The 17,008-nt window shown below is 32.4% G+C and carries 16 protein-coding genes; 4 read left to right on the top strand and 12 right to left on the bottom strand.

Annotated features, from left to right (window positions below; genetic code table 11):
* Window positions 1-304: 304 nt before the first annotated feature.
* Window positions 305-1,261, top strand: a complete 957-nt coding sequence (locus ACFVR2_RS18925) for a magnesium transporter CorA family protein (protein ID WP_387365182.1) — start codon at window positions 305-307, stop codon at window positions 1,259-1,261.
* 8 nt (window positions 1,262-1,269) lie between these two features.
* Here the strand turns inward: ACFVR2_RS18925 and spoVK are convergent, their stop codons facing one another.
* On the bottom strand, window positions 1,270-2,217 hold the full coding sequence (spoVK, locus tag ACFVR2_RS18920) for a stage V sporulation protein K (protein ID WP_387365179.1): 948 nt from the start codon (window positions 2,215-2,217) through the stop codon (window positions 1,270-1,272).
* A 259-nt stretch (window positions 2,218-2,476) separates the two neighbouring features.
* Between spoVK and ACFVR2_RS18915 the strand changes: the two genes are divergently transcribed.
* Window positions 2,477-3,466: a tyrosine-type recombinase/integrase gene (locus ACFVR2_RS18915; RefSeq protein WP_387365176.1), complete on the top strand. Its 990-nt coding sequence runs from the start codon at window positions 2,477-2,479 to the stop codon at window positions 3,464-3,466.
* A gap of 25 nt (window positions 3,467-3,491) precedes the next feature.
* Here the strand turns inward: ACFVR2_RS18915 and ACFVR2_RS18910 are convergent, their stop codons facing one another.
* The 3 genes from ACFVR2_RS18910 to miaA form a co-directional block, all read right to left on the bottom strand.
* Window positions 3,492-4,118, bottom strand: coding sequence for an FMN-binding negative transcriptional regulator (locus ACFVR2_RS18910; RefSeq protein WP_387365173.1), 627 nt, complete (start codon window positions 4,116-4,118; stop codon window positions 3,492-3,494).
* Between the two features lie 107 nt (window positions 4,119-4,225).
* On the bottom strand, window positions 4,226-4,447 hold the full coding sequence (gene hfq / locus ACFVR2_RS18905) for an RNA chaperone Hfq (RefSeq protein ID WP_056470298.1): 222 nt from the start codon (window positions 4,445-4,447) through the stop codon (window positions 4,226-4,228).
* A 23-nt stretch (window positions 4,448-4,470) separates the two neighbouring features.
* Complete coding sequence (gene miaA / locus ACFVR2_RS18900; RefSeq protein WP_387366169.1) at window positions 4,471-5,433, bottom strand: tRNA (adenosine(37)-N6)-dimethylallyltransferase MiaA; 963 nt, start codon at window positions 5,431-5,433, stop codon at window positions 4,471-4,473.
* 199 nt (window positions 5,434-5,632) lie between these two features.
* Here miaA and ACFVR2_RS18895 point away from each other — a divergent pair, with 199 nt between their 5' ends.
* A complete protein-coding gene (locus ACFVR2_RS18895) occupies window positions 5,633-7,480 on the top strand; it encodes a dihydroorotate dehydrogenase (RefSeq protein WP_387365169.1) in 1,848 nt (615 codons plus the stop codon).
* A 59-nt stretch (window positions 7,481-7,539) separates the two neighbouring features.
* On the opposite strand, the gene ACFVR2_RS18890 is transcribed toward ACFVR2_RS18895, so the two are convergent.
* Entirely contained in the window at window positions 7,540-8,094 is a 555-nt protein-coding gene (locus ACFVR2_RS18890) for a helix-turn-helix domain-containing protein (protein ID WP_387365166.1), read from the bottom strand.
* Window positions 8,095-8,211: 117 nt separating this feature from the next.
* On the opposite strand from ACFVR2_RS18890, the gene ACFVR2_RS18885 reads away from it, so the two are divergent.
* Window positions 8,212-8,802 carry a LysE family transporter gene (locus ACFVR2_RS18885; protein WP_387365163.1) on the top strand — a complete coding sequence of 197 codons (591 nt, stop codon included), beginning with the start codon at window positions 8,212-8,214 and terminating at the stop codon, window positions 8,800-8,802.
* Window positions 8,803-8,859: 57 nt separating this feature from the next.
* Here ACFVR2_RS18885 and ACFVR2_RS18880 read toward each other — a convergent pair whose 3' ends face one another.
* The 7 genes from ACFVR2_RS18880 to ACFVR2_RS18850 all read right to left on the bottom strand — a co-directional run bounded on the left by ACFVR2_RS18880 (window position 8,860) and on the right by ACFVR2_RS18850 (window position 16,937).
* Complete coding sequence (locus ACFVR2_RS18880; protein WP_387365160.1) at window positions 8,860-10,203, bottom strand: APC family permease; 1,344 nt, start codon at window positions 10,201-10,203, stop codon at window positions 8,860-8,862.
* A gap of 25 nt (window positions 10,204-10,228) precedes the next feature.
* Window positions 10,229-11,236: a bifunctional threonine ammonia-lyase/L-serine ammonia-lyase TdcB gene (gene tdcB, locus ACFVR2_RS18875; protein WP_387365157.1), complete on the bottom strand. Its 1,008-nt coding sequence runs from the start codon at window positions 11,234-11,236 to the stop codon at window positions 10,229-10,231.
* A 150-nt stretch (window positions 11,237-11,386) separates the two neighbouring features.
* A complete protein-coding gene (locus ACFVR2_RS18870) occupies window positions 11,387-12,349 on the bottom strand; it encodes an L-threonine 3-dehydrogenase (RefSeq protein WP_387365154.1) in 963 nt (320 codons plus the stop codon).
* 48 nt (window positions 12,350-12,397) lie between these two features.
* Window positions 12,398-13,591: a glycine C-acetyltransferase gene (locus ACFVR2_RS18865; RefSeq protein ID WP_129688983.1), complete on the bottom strand. Its 1,194-nt coding sequence runs from the start codon at window positions 13,589-13,591 to the stop codon at window positions 12,398-12,400.
* A 603-nt stretch (window positions 13,592-14,194) separates the two neighbouring features.
* The gene (locus ACFVR2_RS18860; protein WP_387365149.1) at window positions 14,195-15,385 is read right to left on the bottom strand and encodes an MFS transporter; all 1,191 of its coding nucleotides are present in this window, start codon (window positions 15,383-15,385) and stop codon (window positions 14,195-14,197) included.
* A gap of 113 nt (window positions 15,386-15,498) precedes the next feature.
* Entirely contained in the window at window positions 15,499-16,599 is a 1,101-nt protein-coding gene (locus ACFVR2_RS18855; RefSeq protein WP_387365146.1) for an alkene reductase, read from the bottom strand.
* Window positions 16,600-16,673: 74 nt separating this feature from the next.
* A complete protein-coding gene (locus tag ACFVR2_RS18850; RefSeq protein WP_098121922.1) occupies window positions 16,674-16,937 on the bottom strand; it encodes an ArsR/SmtB family transcription factor in 264 nt (87 codons plus the stop codon).
* Window positions 16,938-17,008 lie beyond the last annotated feature (71 nt).

The following is a 17,008-nucleotide window of genomic DNA, read 5'->3' as shown; positions in this document are numbered from 1 at the left end:
ATAAGAAGCTAATTTGCTGGTGCAAATATCCGGTTTACTGCAATTAAAATCATTTAAATGATACAAATCTTCCAATTAACTATAAATCCTCTCCAATTTAATATCTTAGTAAAATAGGTGACATATTCCCGCCTTGGCCTAAATACCTTATTTTTTCTGCGTTTCTTTGCAACAATCAAACTTGTTAATCTCGTTTTTCATTACCATGAAAAAACAAACCCCAAAAAAGCGTTTGATTTCTTCACATAATTTACCTATACTTGCCAACACTATTTTAGAAATTTATTTAAAGGAGGAATTTCAATTGAAGAGATATAATATAACAAACCATTCAGTCGAAACAATTGATGAATTTTTGCCTCCAACTAATGGTGAAATTCTTTGGTATCACTTCAATAATAAATCCATTGATGAGTTAACTACGATTATTGATAGATTAAATATTCATCCTTTAGCAAAAAAGAAACTTCTACATAGTGAACATAAGCCAAGAATAAATATTTTTAAAAACGAGGCAATTCTTTCCTTATATGCTTTAACTAAGTTATTTAAACCTACAAAAATAAATATTCTTGTTTGCAGTAATTTAATTATTTCATTTATAGAAGATCATGAAATAGATTTATTCAAATATGTAACCCAGGAATTCTGTCAAAATTATATAAAAGTAGATCATGCTGGTCATGTTTTATATCAAATTTTCCATGAAGTTATTGAGAAGTTCCTTATCTCAATTGATCGGTTTGCAAATGAGATTGAAGAAATTGAACGAGACTTATTTAATGACCCATTTCGAAAGGATTTAGATCAGAAAATTTTCAATTGGAAGGTTCAACTTCAAGATTTAAGACAGCTAGTAGAGCCGCAAGTAAATGTCATTAACCAAATTGTAGAAGCAGATTTTCCTTTCTTAAGTCAGGATGCAGGTTTTTATTTTAATGAATTGAAAGAGAATTATGAACGTATTATTAATGCCCTTGATAATTTTAAAGAAAGTATGGCAGGCATTATAGAACTGCAAATGTCTTTAAAATCTGATCGTACAAATGATATTATGAAAATCTTAACACTCATAAGTGCTATTTTTTTACCGATGTCTTTTATCGCAGGTTTTTATGGCATGAATTTTGCTAATATGCCTGAGTTAAATTGGAAATATGGTTATTTATATTGTATTGTCCTCAATATTTTAATTGGGGTTATTATTTCAATTTATTTTAACATTAAAGGTTGGTGGGGTAGAAAACACCAAATAAAATAGCTAATCAATCAATTAATGGCGTCGGTTTTATCTGAAGTAAATAAGTCTTTTTCTTCGATTCTCATTAATATTTCTCGATTAAATTCGATCTCAGATACTAATCTTGTAGCTTGTGTCCTAATCGATTTTTCCACAATATTTCGAACAAATCGCCCATTGCTAAAATGAGCACGATTTTCAAGTTTTGCCTTTTGGATAAAGTCCCTTAATCGGTATTCCGCTTCCCGAGATAGAATATATTCTCGGTCAACAAACATTTTTTTTGCTATATCTAGAAGCTCCTTTACAGAATAATCCTGAAATTCTAAAATAAATGGAAATCTTGATTTTAGTCCCGGATTCAAACTTAAGAAATAATCCATTTCCGAAGAATATCCGGCTAATATCAGTACAAAGTCGCCATGTTTATCTTCCATATGTTTAACAAGTGTATCAATCGCTTCTTTTCCGAAATCTTTTTCCCCACCACGCCCTAGTGAGTAAGCCTCATCAATAAAAAGAATGCCTCCATTTGCTTTTTTTACTAAATCTCTAGTTTTTTGAGCAGTGTGACCAATGTATTCTCCGACTAAATCAGCTCTTTCTGCTTCGATTAGGTGGCCCTTTGACAATACTCCCATTTTTAAAAATAATTGACCAATAATCCTTGCAACAGTCGTTTTTCCAGTTCCTGGATTCCCTTTAAACAACATATGCAATACTTGTTTTTCGGCTTTTAAGTTTAATTCTTCTCTTTTTTTATTAATAAAAATCCAAGCATAAATTTCATGAATCATTTTTTTTATTTCTTCCATACCAATTAAATGCCTTAATTGATCCTCTATTTCAATTAATAACTCATGTTTAGGCTGTTTCACTGTTTCGATACTTGGATTTGGAGAAACCTCTCCCCTTTTCACGGTATTAAGTACAACATTTATTTGGCCGTTATCTTTTAAACGAATTGGTTGCTCCAAACATGACACCTCTCTTTATTCTGTCAAACATTTTTTTAATATCTATAGAAAGCACTCCACGAGAAACCTCGTTACTGTTCGTATTAGGCGCTTTTGAAAGTATTTTACTAAATTAAGTTTTTACTATTATATGTACGAACAATTAATTTCAAAACATTTATTCTATAGACTAACTTTAAAATGGATAAGATTGCTAAATTTTACTAAATTCTATTAACTTATTTGATATAATGAGAGAAAAAGAGAAGAGTTGATAAAAATGACGATCCCAAACTTAACAACTGCTACTTTACCTGATGTCATCTTGCAATTTGCCTCTCATTTAAATAGTAAGGGAAGAAAAGAATCGACTATTAAGCGCTATTGCTATGATTTAGAAGAATGCTTCCGTTACTTTAAAAAAGTTAATGACAGTTTTAGTACATTACAAGTTCAAAATTTTAATGATTATTTCTATTATTTAACTTCTGAACGTGGATATAATGAGAAAACGATGCATCGAATTTATGTCGTTCTAAATCAATTTTATAAATTTTTACATTCTAATAATTCTGCTATCGAAAATATCATTCCTTTCACTAACTATTTAGCAGGACCTTCACGCGCTCTTTCAACGGACGATTTTATCTCAGAAGAAGAAGAAAAAAAATTACTATCAATTGTTCAATCCACGACCGATTTGTCAGAAAAACAATTAAAAGCTAGATCATTTTTAATGGATCGTAACGAAATTATGATTCGTTTTATGCTGTTTTATGGACTGACTTTAAAGGAATTAATTGATTTACAAATGAGAGACATTAACTTCGCTTTAAATGAACTTGTTGTCCATAGTAAGGAAGGTATTAAAAGAACAATTATTCTCACAAAAGAAGATCGAATACTTTTATATAATTATTTTGTCACAATACCCGAGCCCGTAAGACCTCACTATCATTCAACTCATCCGCTCTTTGTTGCATTTGATTTTAACCGCATGACATTCCATTGGGTTTACGATACCGATTCACCAAAAGCACTAACAGAAATTGCATTTCAAAAAATGCTTAGGTTGGAAGTTAAAAGAGCCGGGCTTAGAAAAGGACTTTGCTCCCAACATTTAAGAAACACTTTTATTTTACGGAAAATAAAAGAGGGACTATTAGTGGAAGATATTCAGCAATTAGTTGGATTGAAGACCTCAGTTTCTTTAAAAAGATACTTTCAATATTTTCAAGAAAATGAACGCCCAAATAAAAAGGAGTTATGATTTCGATCATCATAACTCCTTCTTATTAGGAACTTGTATCTAGTTTTGCTTTCATCAGTTCTGCGATTTCTTTCGAGGAATATTTTTCTTCATTTTGCAAAGCTGCAATCACTTTTTCTCTTCTCTCAATCGAATGATTTTGACTTAATTTCTTTTTACCTATTAACTCTGTTACTTCAATTTTTAAACAAACAATTCCTGAAAGTAATTTTTCAACATACTCTGTGTGATCCTCGTATTTCCATGGTTTTGATTGTCCTTTTTCAAAATAATCGGTTGTTTTTAAAACGATTTGTCTCATTTCATCCTTATTTTCAATTGTTGTTACTTTTCCATAAGCATGGATTGCTGTATAGTTCCAAGTTGAAACTGTATTTTTTTCTTCATACCATGAAGCAGATACATATGCATGGGGACCTGGAAAGATTATTAAACATTCCTTTCCATTCATCGTTTTCCATTGAGGATTTGGCTTAGCTAAATGTGTAATCATCATTAAATTCTCTTTTGCTTCTTGAATGATAAATGGTAAATGAGTTGCTTCTATTTTTGTCTCATCATTATTTGATAATAATATCCCGAAGCTATTTTTCTTCATTTCGGCTATTAATTGATTAAAATTTGATTCTTTAAATTCTTTTGGAACATACATTAAATACCCCTCCTTAGTTTACATAATATAATTATCTATATTAAATTATCTAGCATAATTAAAAAAGAACATTGACCATAAGATCAATGCTCTTTTTTCAATTTATTTTACATTTCAATTTGTACATTTTTAGATGGTACAAACGTTGAAATTGCATGTTTATATATTAATTGTTGTTTACCTTCAACATCTAACAATACCGTAAAGTTATCAAAGCTTTTTACTTTACCTTTGATTTGAAATCCATTTAGTAAAAATACTGTAACCGCTAGATTGTCTTTACGTAATTGGTTTAAGAACTGGTCTTGAATGTTGATTGATGTTTTCATGTCCTTTTCCTCCTCTTCTACCTCTACATATATTTATTCGAGATGAAATAGCCCTTTCCTTCAAGTAGAGCTAAAATTTCCAGTTTTTTTATATCAAAATTGTGTCCATCCATATCAAACCAATGGATGCTCATTTTATTTCTAAACCACGTCATTTGCCTTTTTGCATATCTTCTTGAGCTTTGTTTAATTAAATCGATTGCTTCCTCTTTCGTTAAGATTCCATCAAAATAATCGTAAAGCTCTTTATAGCCAATCGCTTGTACAGATTGACAATTTCGAATACCTTTGTCGTAGAGCATTTTTGCTTCATCTACTAGTCCTTCTTCCAACATTAGATCAACTCGTAAATTAATTCGATTGTATAGTAGCTCTCGATCCATCGTTAATCCGATTATTTCTGCATCATATAAATACTCTGGCTCTTTTTTAAATGCGGTCTCTGAAAACTTTTGTCCTGTCAGTTTGAAAACTTCTATTGCACGGATTACTCTTCTGACATTATTCATATGTATTTGCTTTGCACTTTCTGGATCAATTTCTTTTAATTGATCATGTAATGCTTTATTCCCAAAGGCCATCGCAAAGCCCTCTAATTGGTTTCTTAAAACCTCATCACCTTCTTGCTCAGCAAATTCATATTTAGTTAATACACTTTGGATATATAATCCAGTACCACCAACAATAATTGGTATTTTACCTCGATTAGCTATTTCTTTAATTTTTTCTCTAGCTAAAGTTTGAAAATCAGCAACTGTAAAAGAATCTTTTGGATCAAGGAAATCAATTAAATGATGAGGAATCCCTTCTTTTTCTTCTTCTGTAACTTTAGCTGCTCCAATATTTAATTCTTTATAAACCTGAGTTGCATCGCCATTAATGATTTCTCCATCAACAGCTTTTGCAAGTTCAATACTTAGTTTTGTTTTCCCTACTGCTGTAGGACCAACGATGACTATCACTTTTTGCATATTTACCATTGTAATCACATATACGCCTTTCTATACAACCTTTTCCTTACTTGTCTTACTAATTTTGAAAGTAGTTAACTCTTTTTATTTATACCATATTTATACAAAAATTCCAATGCGATGTGAATCAATTCACAAATTTGAAAGAAAGTGTTTTCATTTTATATTTGTCAAAGTAAACTATAAGTAATCTGAAGAAAAACGAGGTTATACTATGCCTGATTGGTCTTATCATACAATTTTTAAACCAATGCTCTCAAAGCTTCCTTCAAAAGTTTCAAGAGAATTCATTCATAGTAGCATGAATAAAATTTCAACTATGCCATTTGGTCCGAATCTAATCGAATTTCTTGGTCATTTAAATTCTGACAGTTCACTTGAAAACGAGATTCATAATATAAAAATTAAAAATCAAATTGGATTAGCCTCTAAGATTGACCCATATCTATCTGGCACAAATGCTTTTATGAATTTAGGTTTTGGTGTGATTGAAATTGGACCGATCTCTATACACGACTCTACTACAAGCAATTGTCCGCTCATTGACTTGAAATCTAATCAATTAATCGGAACAGAAGAAAATAAAGTATTAACCGTAGAACAAACAGTTAATAAACTTTCAAAAATACATAAAAAGCTTCCCATTTTTGCTAGAATAGTTGGGAGTTTTGATGAATTTAAAATGATTGAATCAAGGCTTTCAGATTTTGTTGATCTATTCATCTTGGATCTTGAATTGGCCAGTGACTTAGTAAAAAACAATTGGGTTTCTACTAAACCTATTTGTCTATCAATTTATTCAGATGAAATAGATGTTTTTCTAATACAAAAAAATTATCCATTCGATTCAATATTGATTGAAGAACTACCAATTACTACTGATTTAGAGCAAAAAAATAGCTTAATAAATACAATACATAAATTAAAATCAATTCAGTTTGAGAAACCAATTTTTACAAAAGGCGGAGTGGTTGAACCGATTGATGCAATTGAATTAATCGATACCGGAGCATCATTAGTATTTTTGACTCATGGGTATGTACTTAGTGGTCCTGGTCTACCAAAACGGATCAATGAAGCGGTAATGCATAGAAGAAAAAAAGCGATAACTAGTTTATGTGACGGATGGATTTGGTACTTTTTATTTGGACTTTTCATGTTTATTGGTGGATTACTTGCTTTATTTATTAGTTTAACTTCCATTCTCCTTCCATATGATGAGCACTTTTTAACGATTAATCGTCATTTAATTTCTCAGTTTAATGATCGAATTCTCCCCTTTATGTCACATGATCGGATGACACTTTCTGGGACAATTATGTCTGGTGGAATATTGTTCATGTCATTAGCCAGAAATGGCATTAAACATCATTATCATTGGGCAAAGAAAGCAACTGACACTAGTGCGTTCGTAGGGTTTTTAGCGATATTCTTATTTATAGGATATGGATACTTTGACTGGTTACACGCTTTATTTTGGGTAGTTCTAATAATATCATTCTTAATTGGTTTTTTTAAAACAAGAGGTATCAATAGAAGTCCAGAATCAGAAAATTTAACAAATAATAGCGTTTGGAAGATTAGTTTAATAGGACAATTTTTTTTTATTATACTAGGATTTTCGATTATAATCGGAGGATGTATTATTTCCTTTGTAGGCGTCACTACTACCTTTGTTAAAACAGATTTAAATTATTTATGTATAACACCTTCTCAATTGAATGCGTTTAATCAACATCTAATACCAGTTATCTCGCATGATCGCGCCGGTTTTGGAGGTGGGTTAGTAAGTGTTGGCTTACTAGTGCTCATGATTTCATTATGGGGGTTCAGACAAAATCAAAAATGGATTTGGTGGACATTATTGTTTGGGAGCTTACCTGCGTTTATAACTGCGTTTGCAGTCCATTTTATGATTGGGTATACAGATTTTTATCATCTATTACCACCAATCATTGCAAGTTTGTTTTTATTGATTGGCGTTATTACATCTTATAGATTTTTGAACTTTACATTGGAAGATTCTTCTGAAAACATATTTCTTGAAATAAGTAAATCTTAAAAATTGGCACATTTAGTAAATAATAAAATGGTAAAACCCCGTTTTAAATAAACGGGGTTTTACTTTGGATAGTATAATAGCATACTTAATCGAGTTAAAGTTTCTCCAGAATTATGATAAGTATGAGGTCGATCTGCCTTGAATCTAATTGAATCGCCTTTTTTCACTGTATGTTCAACATTATTTACTCGGACAGATAATTCACCATCATAAATTGTTAAAAATTCCTCAGTTCCTTCCTTGTGCGCATCAGCACTTAGGAAACCACCTTTTTCAATCTCAACAGAATATACTTCAAAACGTCTTTCATCTTCAAAGGGAAAATATGGATAAAGCCGATATTTCCCTTTATCCTCCACAAGAGTTTGAACCTCGCTCATAGAAATAACTTTTGTATCTGGCTGCGGATTATTGATTAATGAAGTAAAAGAAACTTTTAATCCATTTGCTATTTTCCAGATTGTTGTAATAGTAGGACTAGATTCACCTCTTTCAATTTGACCAATCATTGTTTTACTTACACCTGTAAATTCTGCTACCTTTTCAAGACTTAATTTTTTACTTTCTCTATATGCTTTTAAGTTTTTTGCAATGATTTGATTTATTTCTTCCATAAAAACACTCCTAAAACAAAGTATTTACAATATAACGCACATATCATACAATATAATGGAAAACGTTATATTGTCTATTTTAATCATTATAACATACAACCAAAGGAGGGTTCTATTTTGGCTTTAATATCATTTTTGTTATATGTGTTTGTTACAGCTTTTACCCCAGGACCAAATAATATTATGGCAATGTTAGTTGCTAACAAATTCGGATTAAAAAGGTCAGTTAGGTTTTCGTTAGGGGTTGGTTCAGGTTTCTTTGTACTAATTTTATTGTGTGCTTATTTTAGTCTTTTGCTTAAAAGCTTCATTCCAAAAGTTGAATTGATCATGACTATTTTAGGGGTAATCTATATGTTGTATCTGGCTGTAAAAATTATTACGAGTAAGAAAGTTGATCATCACAATGATGGAGACAAGAATAACAGTTTTTTAACAGGTATGCTTTTACAATTCATAAATCCTAAAGGTATTTTATATGGCCTAACGACAATATCAACCTTTGTCCTCCCATATCACACTTCCAATATTAGCCTAATATTCTATTCATTCTTTCTAGCTTTTGTAGGTTTTTTAGGTACTTACTCTTGGGGTGTATTTGGTTCAATTTTCCGAAAGTTCTTATCAAAGTATAATACTCAGTTTAATATAGTTATGGCTTTTTTATTGATGTTTAGTGCAATTTCGATCCTTTTGGAATCAAGATGAGGGTGCTTTAGTTACATTAGAAGGCAATCAAAAAGGTAGGAAAATTTCCTACCTTTTTCATTCATCATCTACTACAACATGCTTTTTCTGAAACATGTAATAAACAGGAAGTCCAATTAACGTTAAACCAATTCCCCAAAACGCTAAAATAGTTTGCGTCATTAATGTATTAACGACGATAAAGATTCCTCCAATTATTGCGATTGAGAGAACTAAAGGTAAAAAAGGTACTCTATATGGCCTTTTTAGATCCGGTTCCCGTTTTCGTAAAATATAAACCGCAAAAAATGTTAATGTATAGAAAATCCAAATGACAAATACTAACATGTCCGTTAATAAGTCAAATCCACCTATAAACATCATAAATATGGCAACTATTAGGATAAATAGACCAGCATTATATGGAATTCCAGTTTTAGATAATTTACCAAACCAACTACTAAAAGGAAGTTTTTGTTCTCTAGCCATTACGTATGGAACCCTCATGCCTGTCATTGTATAGCCATTAATTGTACCAAATACAGAAATTAAAATTCCAATTGAGACAAGTTTCCCTCCAAAATTACCGAATAAAACTTTCGAAACTTCAGTAGCAGGTGTAGTTGTACCAGCTAATTGCACTGCGGTTAATACAAATAAAAAGGAAATGTTAATCAAAAGATACACTGCCATTACAATTGCTAAACCAAATACGATTGCTTTTGGCAAATCATTTTTAGGATTTTTCATTTCTCCGGCTATATTTCCTACGAGTATCCAACCATCATATGCAAACATCGTAGCAAGTAAAGCTGAACCAAGTGCTGGCAAAAAACTTCGATCACTTCCGACCTCAACGGGAAAAAGCTGAAAAGTCACATTTCCTTCATGTAATAATCCAAAAATGATCAAAATCACTAGTGGTATAAGTTTACAAAAGGTAAAAAGTGATTGAATACTACCAGCAGTTTTTGCTCCTAAGAAATTCATTAATGTGATAAAAATTGCAGTAACTACAGCAATCATCGTTACAGTGAATTGATTAGAATTGGCAGGGACCCCAAAAATTGAAACTGCTTGTGTACCAAATATAATAGAAAGAGCAGCAATATTAGCTGGAAAATAGATGATTGTTTGTGCCCATCCAAGCAAATAGGCAGTCAGATCACCATATGTGTGCTTTAAATAGGCAACCATCCCTCCTGTTTTTGGTATTGCTGCGGCAAGCTCAGCACCTGATAAACCAGCACAAATTGTAATGATGCCTCCAATAATCCATGCTAATAAACCTAAGCTTGCAGATCCAGTTGCGCCATATACCGCAGTGGCTTTAAAGAAAACTCCACCACCAATTACAGTACCAATTACGGTAGTTAAAGCTGCAATAAATCCCATTTCTCTTTTTAGTTTATTTTCCGACAATAGGATCACCCATTCTTAAAAAAAATCACTTTACTTCATTTCCAAAGAAATGTTCACAAACACTGGAGATTCTTTCTAGGTCAACATTACCACCCGATATGATTGCGACTACGTTTTTATCTTTAATATATTTTGAAGCTTTACCTGATAAAATTACAGCTGTCGCTAGGGCACCTGAACCTTCTACAACTGCTTTACCGCGCTGTAATAAATCCTTCATTGCGACTTCTATTTCATCCTCACTTACTAGAATGATTTCGGTTACTAATTCTTTTACAATTTCATATGTTAATTTCCCTGGCACCTTAACAGAACAACCATCGGCTATTGTAGGAGCAATATAGTTACTCACTATTTCTCCAGCGTCTATTGATGCTTTCATGCCATGTACATTCTCTGCTTGAACGCCAATAATGTCTATTGAGGGGTTAAATGATTTCAAAGCGACTGCAATTCCAGAAATGAGGCCACCACCACCAATTGGAGCAATTATTGTATCAACATCCCAGAGATCATCTAAAATTTCAATCCCAATGGTTCCTTGACCAGCCATAATGTAGATATCATCGTAAGGATGAATGAAGGTTTCACCAGTTTCGTCTCGTACTTTAGCACAATAGTCTTTCGCATCATCAAATGTATCACCGTATAAAATAATATTTGATCCGTACCCTTCAGTTGCTTCAACCTTTGCTTTTGGTGCAGTTGAAGGCATGATGATTTTACTCTTAATATGTAATAGCTTTGATGATAACGCAACACCTTGTGCATGATTACCAGCTGAACATGCGATAATTCCTTTACTTCTTTCTTCCTCAGTTAAATGAGAAATTTTATTAAATGCTCCTCGAAATTTAAAAGAGCCCGTTAATTGCATATTTTCAAGTTTTAAATAAATTTCTCCGTCCGACTTTGAAGTTAAATAAAATGATTTTACTAATGGTGTTTTCCGAACTTTCCCCTCCAAAAGTTCATATGCAGTTTTAATATCCTTAATCGTTAATGGTAATCCCTTTTGATCTAAATTATTCATCTTCTAACTTCCTTTTTTATCAGCATTTTTATTTACATACTTGATACATGATAAGTTTGTGTCAAAGTACTAAACAAAATACTAAAAACAGGGATTAGGAAACAGAAGGGAAAATAAAAAGAAGGAGACATCTGTCTCCTTCTTTTTTATTTAAGCTTGAGTTACGTTTAACTTTGCAGCTAATTTATTTAACATATCTTCAGACATACGATCTAAATCAAATTTTGGATCGAAGCCCCACTCTTCTTTTGCAGCAGAGCTGTCAATTGAATTTGGCCATGAATTTGCAATTCCTTGACGAACAGGGTCAATGTCGAAATCTAATGTAAATTCAGGGATGAATTTACGAATTGATTCAGCTATTTGAGTTGGTTCAAATGACATCGCTGAGATATTAAATGCATTACGATGTTTAAGTTTTGATGGATCTGCTTCCATTAACTTAATAATTGCATCAATCGCATCAGGCATATACATCATATCCATGTAAGTTCCTTCACCTATAAATGAAGTATATTTCTTATTTTTTAATGCTTCGTAATAAATATCAACAGCATAATCAGTTGTTCCTCCACCTGGCACAGTATCATAAGAGATTAAGCCTGGGAATCGTACGCCACGAGTATCTACGCCAAATTTTTCAAAGTAATAATCACATAATAATTCACCAGCTACTTTTGTAACACCATACATTGTAGTTGGACGTTGGATTGTATCTTGTGGTGTGTTATCCTTTGGTGTTGCTGGTCCAAATGCACCAATTGAGCTAGGAGTAAAGAATTTTAAGCTTAATTCTCTCGCTACTTCAAGAGCATTCACTAATCCACCCATATTTAAGTCCCAAGCTAAAGTAGGTTTTGCTTCGGCAACTGCTGATAATAGAGCAGCTAAGTGAATGAAAGTATCAACTTCATACTTTTTAGCAATTTCTAACATTTTTTCTTTATCCATTACATCTAGAATTTCAAAATGACCAGTTTCTAAAATTTGACTTCCTTCAAGACGGCGAATATCTGTCGCAACAACATTTTCATTACCGTATTCATTTCTAAGACGAGTTGTTAATTCTGAACCGATTTGTCCAAAACAACCAGTAATTAATATTTTCTTCATTCCTTAGTCCACCTTATAGTAATAAAATATCAAAATTAATTTTTAAAATTATTGAATAACGTTTAATTCGCGACCAACTTTTTCATAAATAGCTAAAACTTCATCTAGCATTTCTTTAGTATGCGCAGCTGTTGGCATATTACGAATACGACCAGTTCCAAGTGGTACTGTTGGGAATACGATTGACTTCGCATAAACTCCCTCTTCGTATAGACGTTTTGAAAATTCTTGTGTAAGATTTTCGTCACCGATAATACATGGTGTAATTGGTGTTTCAGACTCACCAATATTAAATCCAAGTTTTGATAAACCAGCTTTTAAGTAATCACCATTTTCCCAAAGCTTTTCGATTTTTTCTGGTTCTTCAGACATAATACGAATTGCTTCAATACATGCAGCAGCATTTGCTGGTGTTAAAGAAGTTGAGAATAAGAAAGGACGTGCACGAACTTTTAACCAATCGATTAATTGTTGTGATCCAGCTACGTATCCACCTACAACTCCAACTGCTTTAGAAAGTGTACCAATTTGGAAATCAATTTTATCTGATAATCCGAAATGCTTAACTGTTCCAGCCCCTTTACCCATAACGCCAGAACCATGAGCATCATCGATATATGTTATTAAGCCAAATTCTTCAGCAATTTTTACGATATCAGGAATATTTGCTACATCTCCATCCATTGAGAAAACACCATCTGCAATGTACATAACTTTCTCATATAATCCACAAGTTGTAGCTTCTTTTGCTTTTTCACGTAAATCATCCATATCTTGGTGTTTTACACGAATAATTTTTGCCCCAGAAAGTCTGCAACCATCGATAATTGAAGCATGGTTTAATTCATCAGATAGAATTGCATCTTTTTTTGTCATTACTGCTGAAATAGCACCCATATTACAGTTAAAACCAGATTGGAATGCAATAGCAGCCTCTGTATGTTTAAATTCAGCAATCGCTTTTTCAAGTTGATCGTGGATATCCATCGTACCATTAATCGTACGTACCGCTCCTGCGCCAACTCCATATTTTTCAGTCGCTTCAATAGCAGCTTGTTTTAAACGAGGATGAGTCGCAAAACCAAGATAGTTATTTGAAGATAAATTTATAAATTGTTTACCACTAATTTGAATAGTAGCTTCGTTAGAACCTTCTAAAGAGTTAATCTCATTATAGAGCCCTTTCTCTTTTAACTCAGCTAATTGTGGAGTTAAAAATGCTTCTAATGTCTTGCTTGACATAAATACCAGCTCCTTAATTAAGTTTATTTATCTAAAAGGAGTAAGCCCCCATTTTATATCTATTATTTATTATTAAATAAATATAAAAAATTATCGTTTTATTATTTTCCATTTTTGTAAGAGAAAATATTTTATGTATTGATTACAATATACTTATTTGAGGCTTTCCGAATTCAATTATAAATCGGTTACATTGCATTAGGAATACTTTTATTCAAAATTTATTCGAAAAAGGTTGAATTTAAATTATTATAAAAATTCATATAATTCGAATATTATTCAATTTGTTTTTTTAGAAAAACATCTAGTGGTTAAAAAGGTGTGAAAGAAGTAGCATGTCGATTTAAGCCTGGGCTGGAAATAAATATTTGAAATGCTGTAATTTAGTGGTGAAAGTAAATAATGCAATGGTGCAATTAAACAGTGAAGTATGCAATTAAATGATAATATGCTGCAAAATCACTCGTACATGTTATTTTACACATTAAAAGAGGGCCCATATATGTCAATTAAACCGACATATATGACAGCCCCATAAAGTATAAATTATTTTTTCACAAAAACTAAGTTATACAATTTATTTCTAATTATAAATTTGTCCATTTAGGCTCTTATTTGCGTGCCAACGCCTTGTCTGACTTTCTTTTCAATCATTAAATAACGTGATAATCCAAATGTTACGATTAAAGAAACCATAACAGGAATTGAACCCATCCATGTAATAGAGCGGATGGACAATTGACTGACTGCAAGCCCTCCAATTGCAGCACCAAATGCGAAGCCTAATTGCATCATTGACTGATTTAAACCTAGTAACACATCGGAAGATTTTGGAGAAATTGTTGCTAAATTAAATTGTTGTGTCGCACCAGATGACCAACCAGAAAATGACCATAATGTAAGGATAATAATCACTGTATTGATTGAACTAGAGATGAGAGATAATAATAAAATCGATAAAATGTTAAGTACTAATCCTCGTTTTAAAGTAAGCGAAATTCCCCACTTGTCTGCACTGAATCCTCCGAATTTAGATCCAATTAAACTAGCAATACCAAGTATTAATAAAGCAAAACTTAAAACGTGATCGCTCATCTTTGTAGTTTGAATAAGATATGGTGATAAATAAGTAAATATGATTCCATATCCGCTCATTAAGAAAAAAGTAATTGATAAAGCTAATGCAATTTTTGGCTGTTTAATTAATGCGATTTGCTGCAATAATGGAATCGGTTGATCACCATGTGTTTGTGGAATTGTTTTAACGATAATTGCTAAAGAGATTAACACCAATATGGCAACTCCAAGAAAAACGAATCTCCAATCGTAGGCAGCTGCTATAAATCTGCCAATTGGGACCCCTATAATCAATGAAGCTGTAAATCCCATGACAACAGTGGCAATTGAACTTGCCTTTTTATCTGCTGGAGCAATCTTTGCAGCCAAGCTAAGCACTGTAACAACAGTAACGCCTGCACTTAAAGCCATTATAATACGCGCAATCATAAATAAACCGTAACCAGGTGCAATTACTGCTAATAAATTACCTAAAATAAATACGCTTAAAGAAAATAGAAGTAATTTTCGACGTTCCATTTTAGCTAATACGGCCATTAGAATAGGTGTACCGATCGCGTAAATCAATGAATACACCGTAATTAGTTGCCCTGCAGCTTCAATAGAAATCCCTAATTCATCGGCCATTTTGTCTAAGATTCCAGAAATAACATATTGTGAAGTTCCAACTAAAAAACTAATCATTGCTAAAATATAAATTTTCCCTTTATTCGTCATAAATTAATTCCTTTCAACATAATTTCATATTTCTATAAATACCGAAATACTAATCTTTAGAAAAGGAAGCCACTTGATTAGCTTCCTTCATACTATTTGTTCAAAATCTAGGCTTAGATTAGAACGTTTAAATGTTTTTTAACATCATATTCTTCTATTGCTTCACCATTTTTCAAACGATGTATAAGATCTGGATTCGAAATTAGAGGACGCCCGAACGCAGCAACATCAATTGTTCCTTCAACGATTGCTTTTTCTGCCATTTCAGGATTTAACGTTCCTACTCCAACAATAATCCCATCCCAATATTTTCTTACAAGTTGATGCATCGTTTTACCATCTGCAAGTATACGATCAAATTGCATAATTGAAGGGTGCAATAAAGTTGCGCCAACTTCTTTGAATGCTTCAATAAATGTACGAATTGCGTAATCTGGATCTTCCCACATATAGCCCGGAATATCAGCTTTATGAGCAGAAAATCGAATCATCGTTCTTTCCGTACCAATAGCTTCGATAACTGCTTTTATTACTTCCTTCATGAAAGTTAATCTTTGTGGAAGATCACCACCGTATTTATCTGTACGATGATTTGTAACATCTGAATTAAATTGATCGATTAAGTATCCATGTGCAGCGTGAATTTCGACTCCATCAAAACCAGCATCAATCGCATTTTTAGCAGCTTGAGCATATTGATTGATTACTTCTTTAATATCTTGAGTAGTCATTTCTTCAGGTATATCATATGGCTTACGAAAACGAGAAACTAATCCTTCTGCTGGAATTGCTGAAGGTGCTTGTGGTGGCATATTTCCAGCAAGCTCATGATGAGATAAACGTCCTACATGCCAGATTTGAGAAATCATTGTGCCACCCTCTTTATGAACAGCATCAGTTACTTTTTTCCAAGCTTTAATTTGATCCTCAGAATAAATCCCTGGAATACCTGGGTAACCTTTTCCACGTGGACTAATAACTGTTCCTTCAGAAATAATCAAGCCTACGCCATCTGCAGCTCGTTTACGATAATATTCGACTATATCTTCTCCAACTACACCTGTTTGATCATCTGCAAAACTTCTTGTTAATGGAGCCATTGCAGTACGACTACGTAAATTCCAAGCACCTATTTTTACTGGTTCAAAAAGTTTACTTTCTAGACCATTTTCTAATTTTCCCCAACTAGTATCATCTTTGCTTACTATACTCATATTCAGTTCCCCCTTTAATTATTCGGTATTTCTATAAATACTGAAATATAAACTAAAATTATACCGCTTTATTTTTAAAGTAAAGCGGGTGCATATTTTTCCAAAACTTCTCGTTGTAAACTATAGTATCTGAAGGTTCCCTCTTTGCGGACAGTTAGCAAGCCGCAATCAAGTAATGGTTTTAAATGATGTGTCAATGTAGAATTGGCCGATACTTTTATTTGATTTTTCATTTCTAAACAAGCTAATTCAGATTGCTTAGCAAGTACTTTAACAATTTGTAAACGGGTGGATTCCCCTAATGCCTTATAAACCTTTACTGCAATATCATCGTTCACCACTTTAACCTCCTCTCCAAGACCAGCGCTTATTTCAGTATTTCTAGAAATATTGTATTTTAACTAATTAG

The organism is Gottfriedia sp. NPDC057991 (genome assembly GCF_042886615.1).
Taxonomy (GTDB): domain Bacteria; phylum Bacillota; class Bacilli; order Bacillales; family Bacillaceae_G; genus Gottfriedia.
Note: the sequence above shows the minus strand (reverse complement) of the source record. Positions and strands in the feature narration are given on the sequence as shown.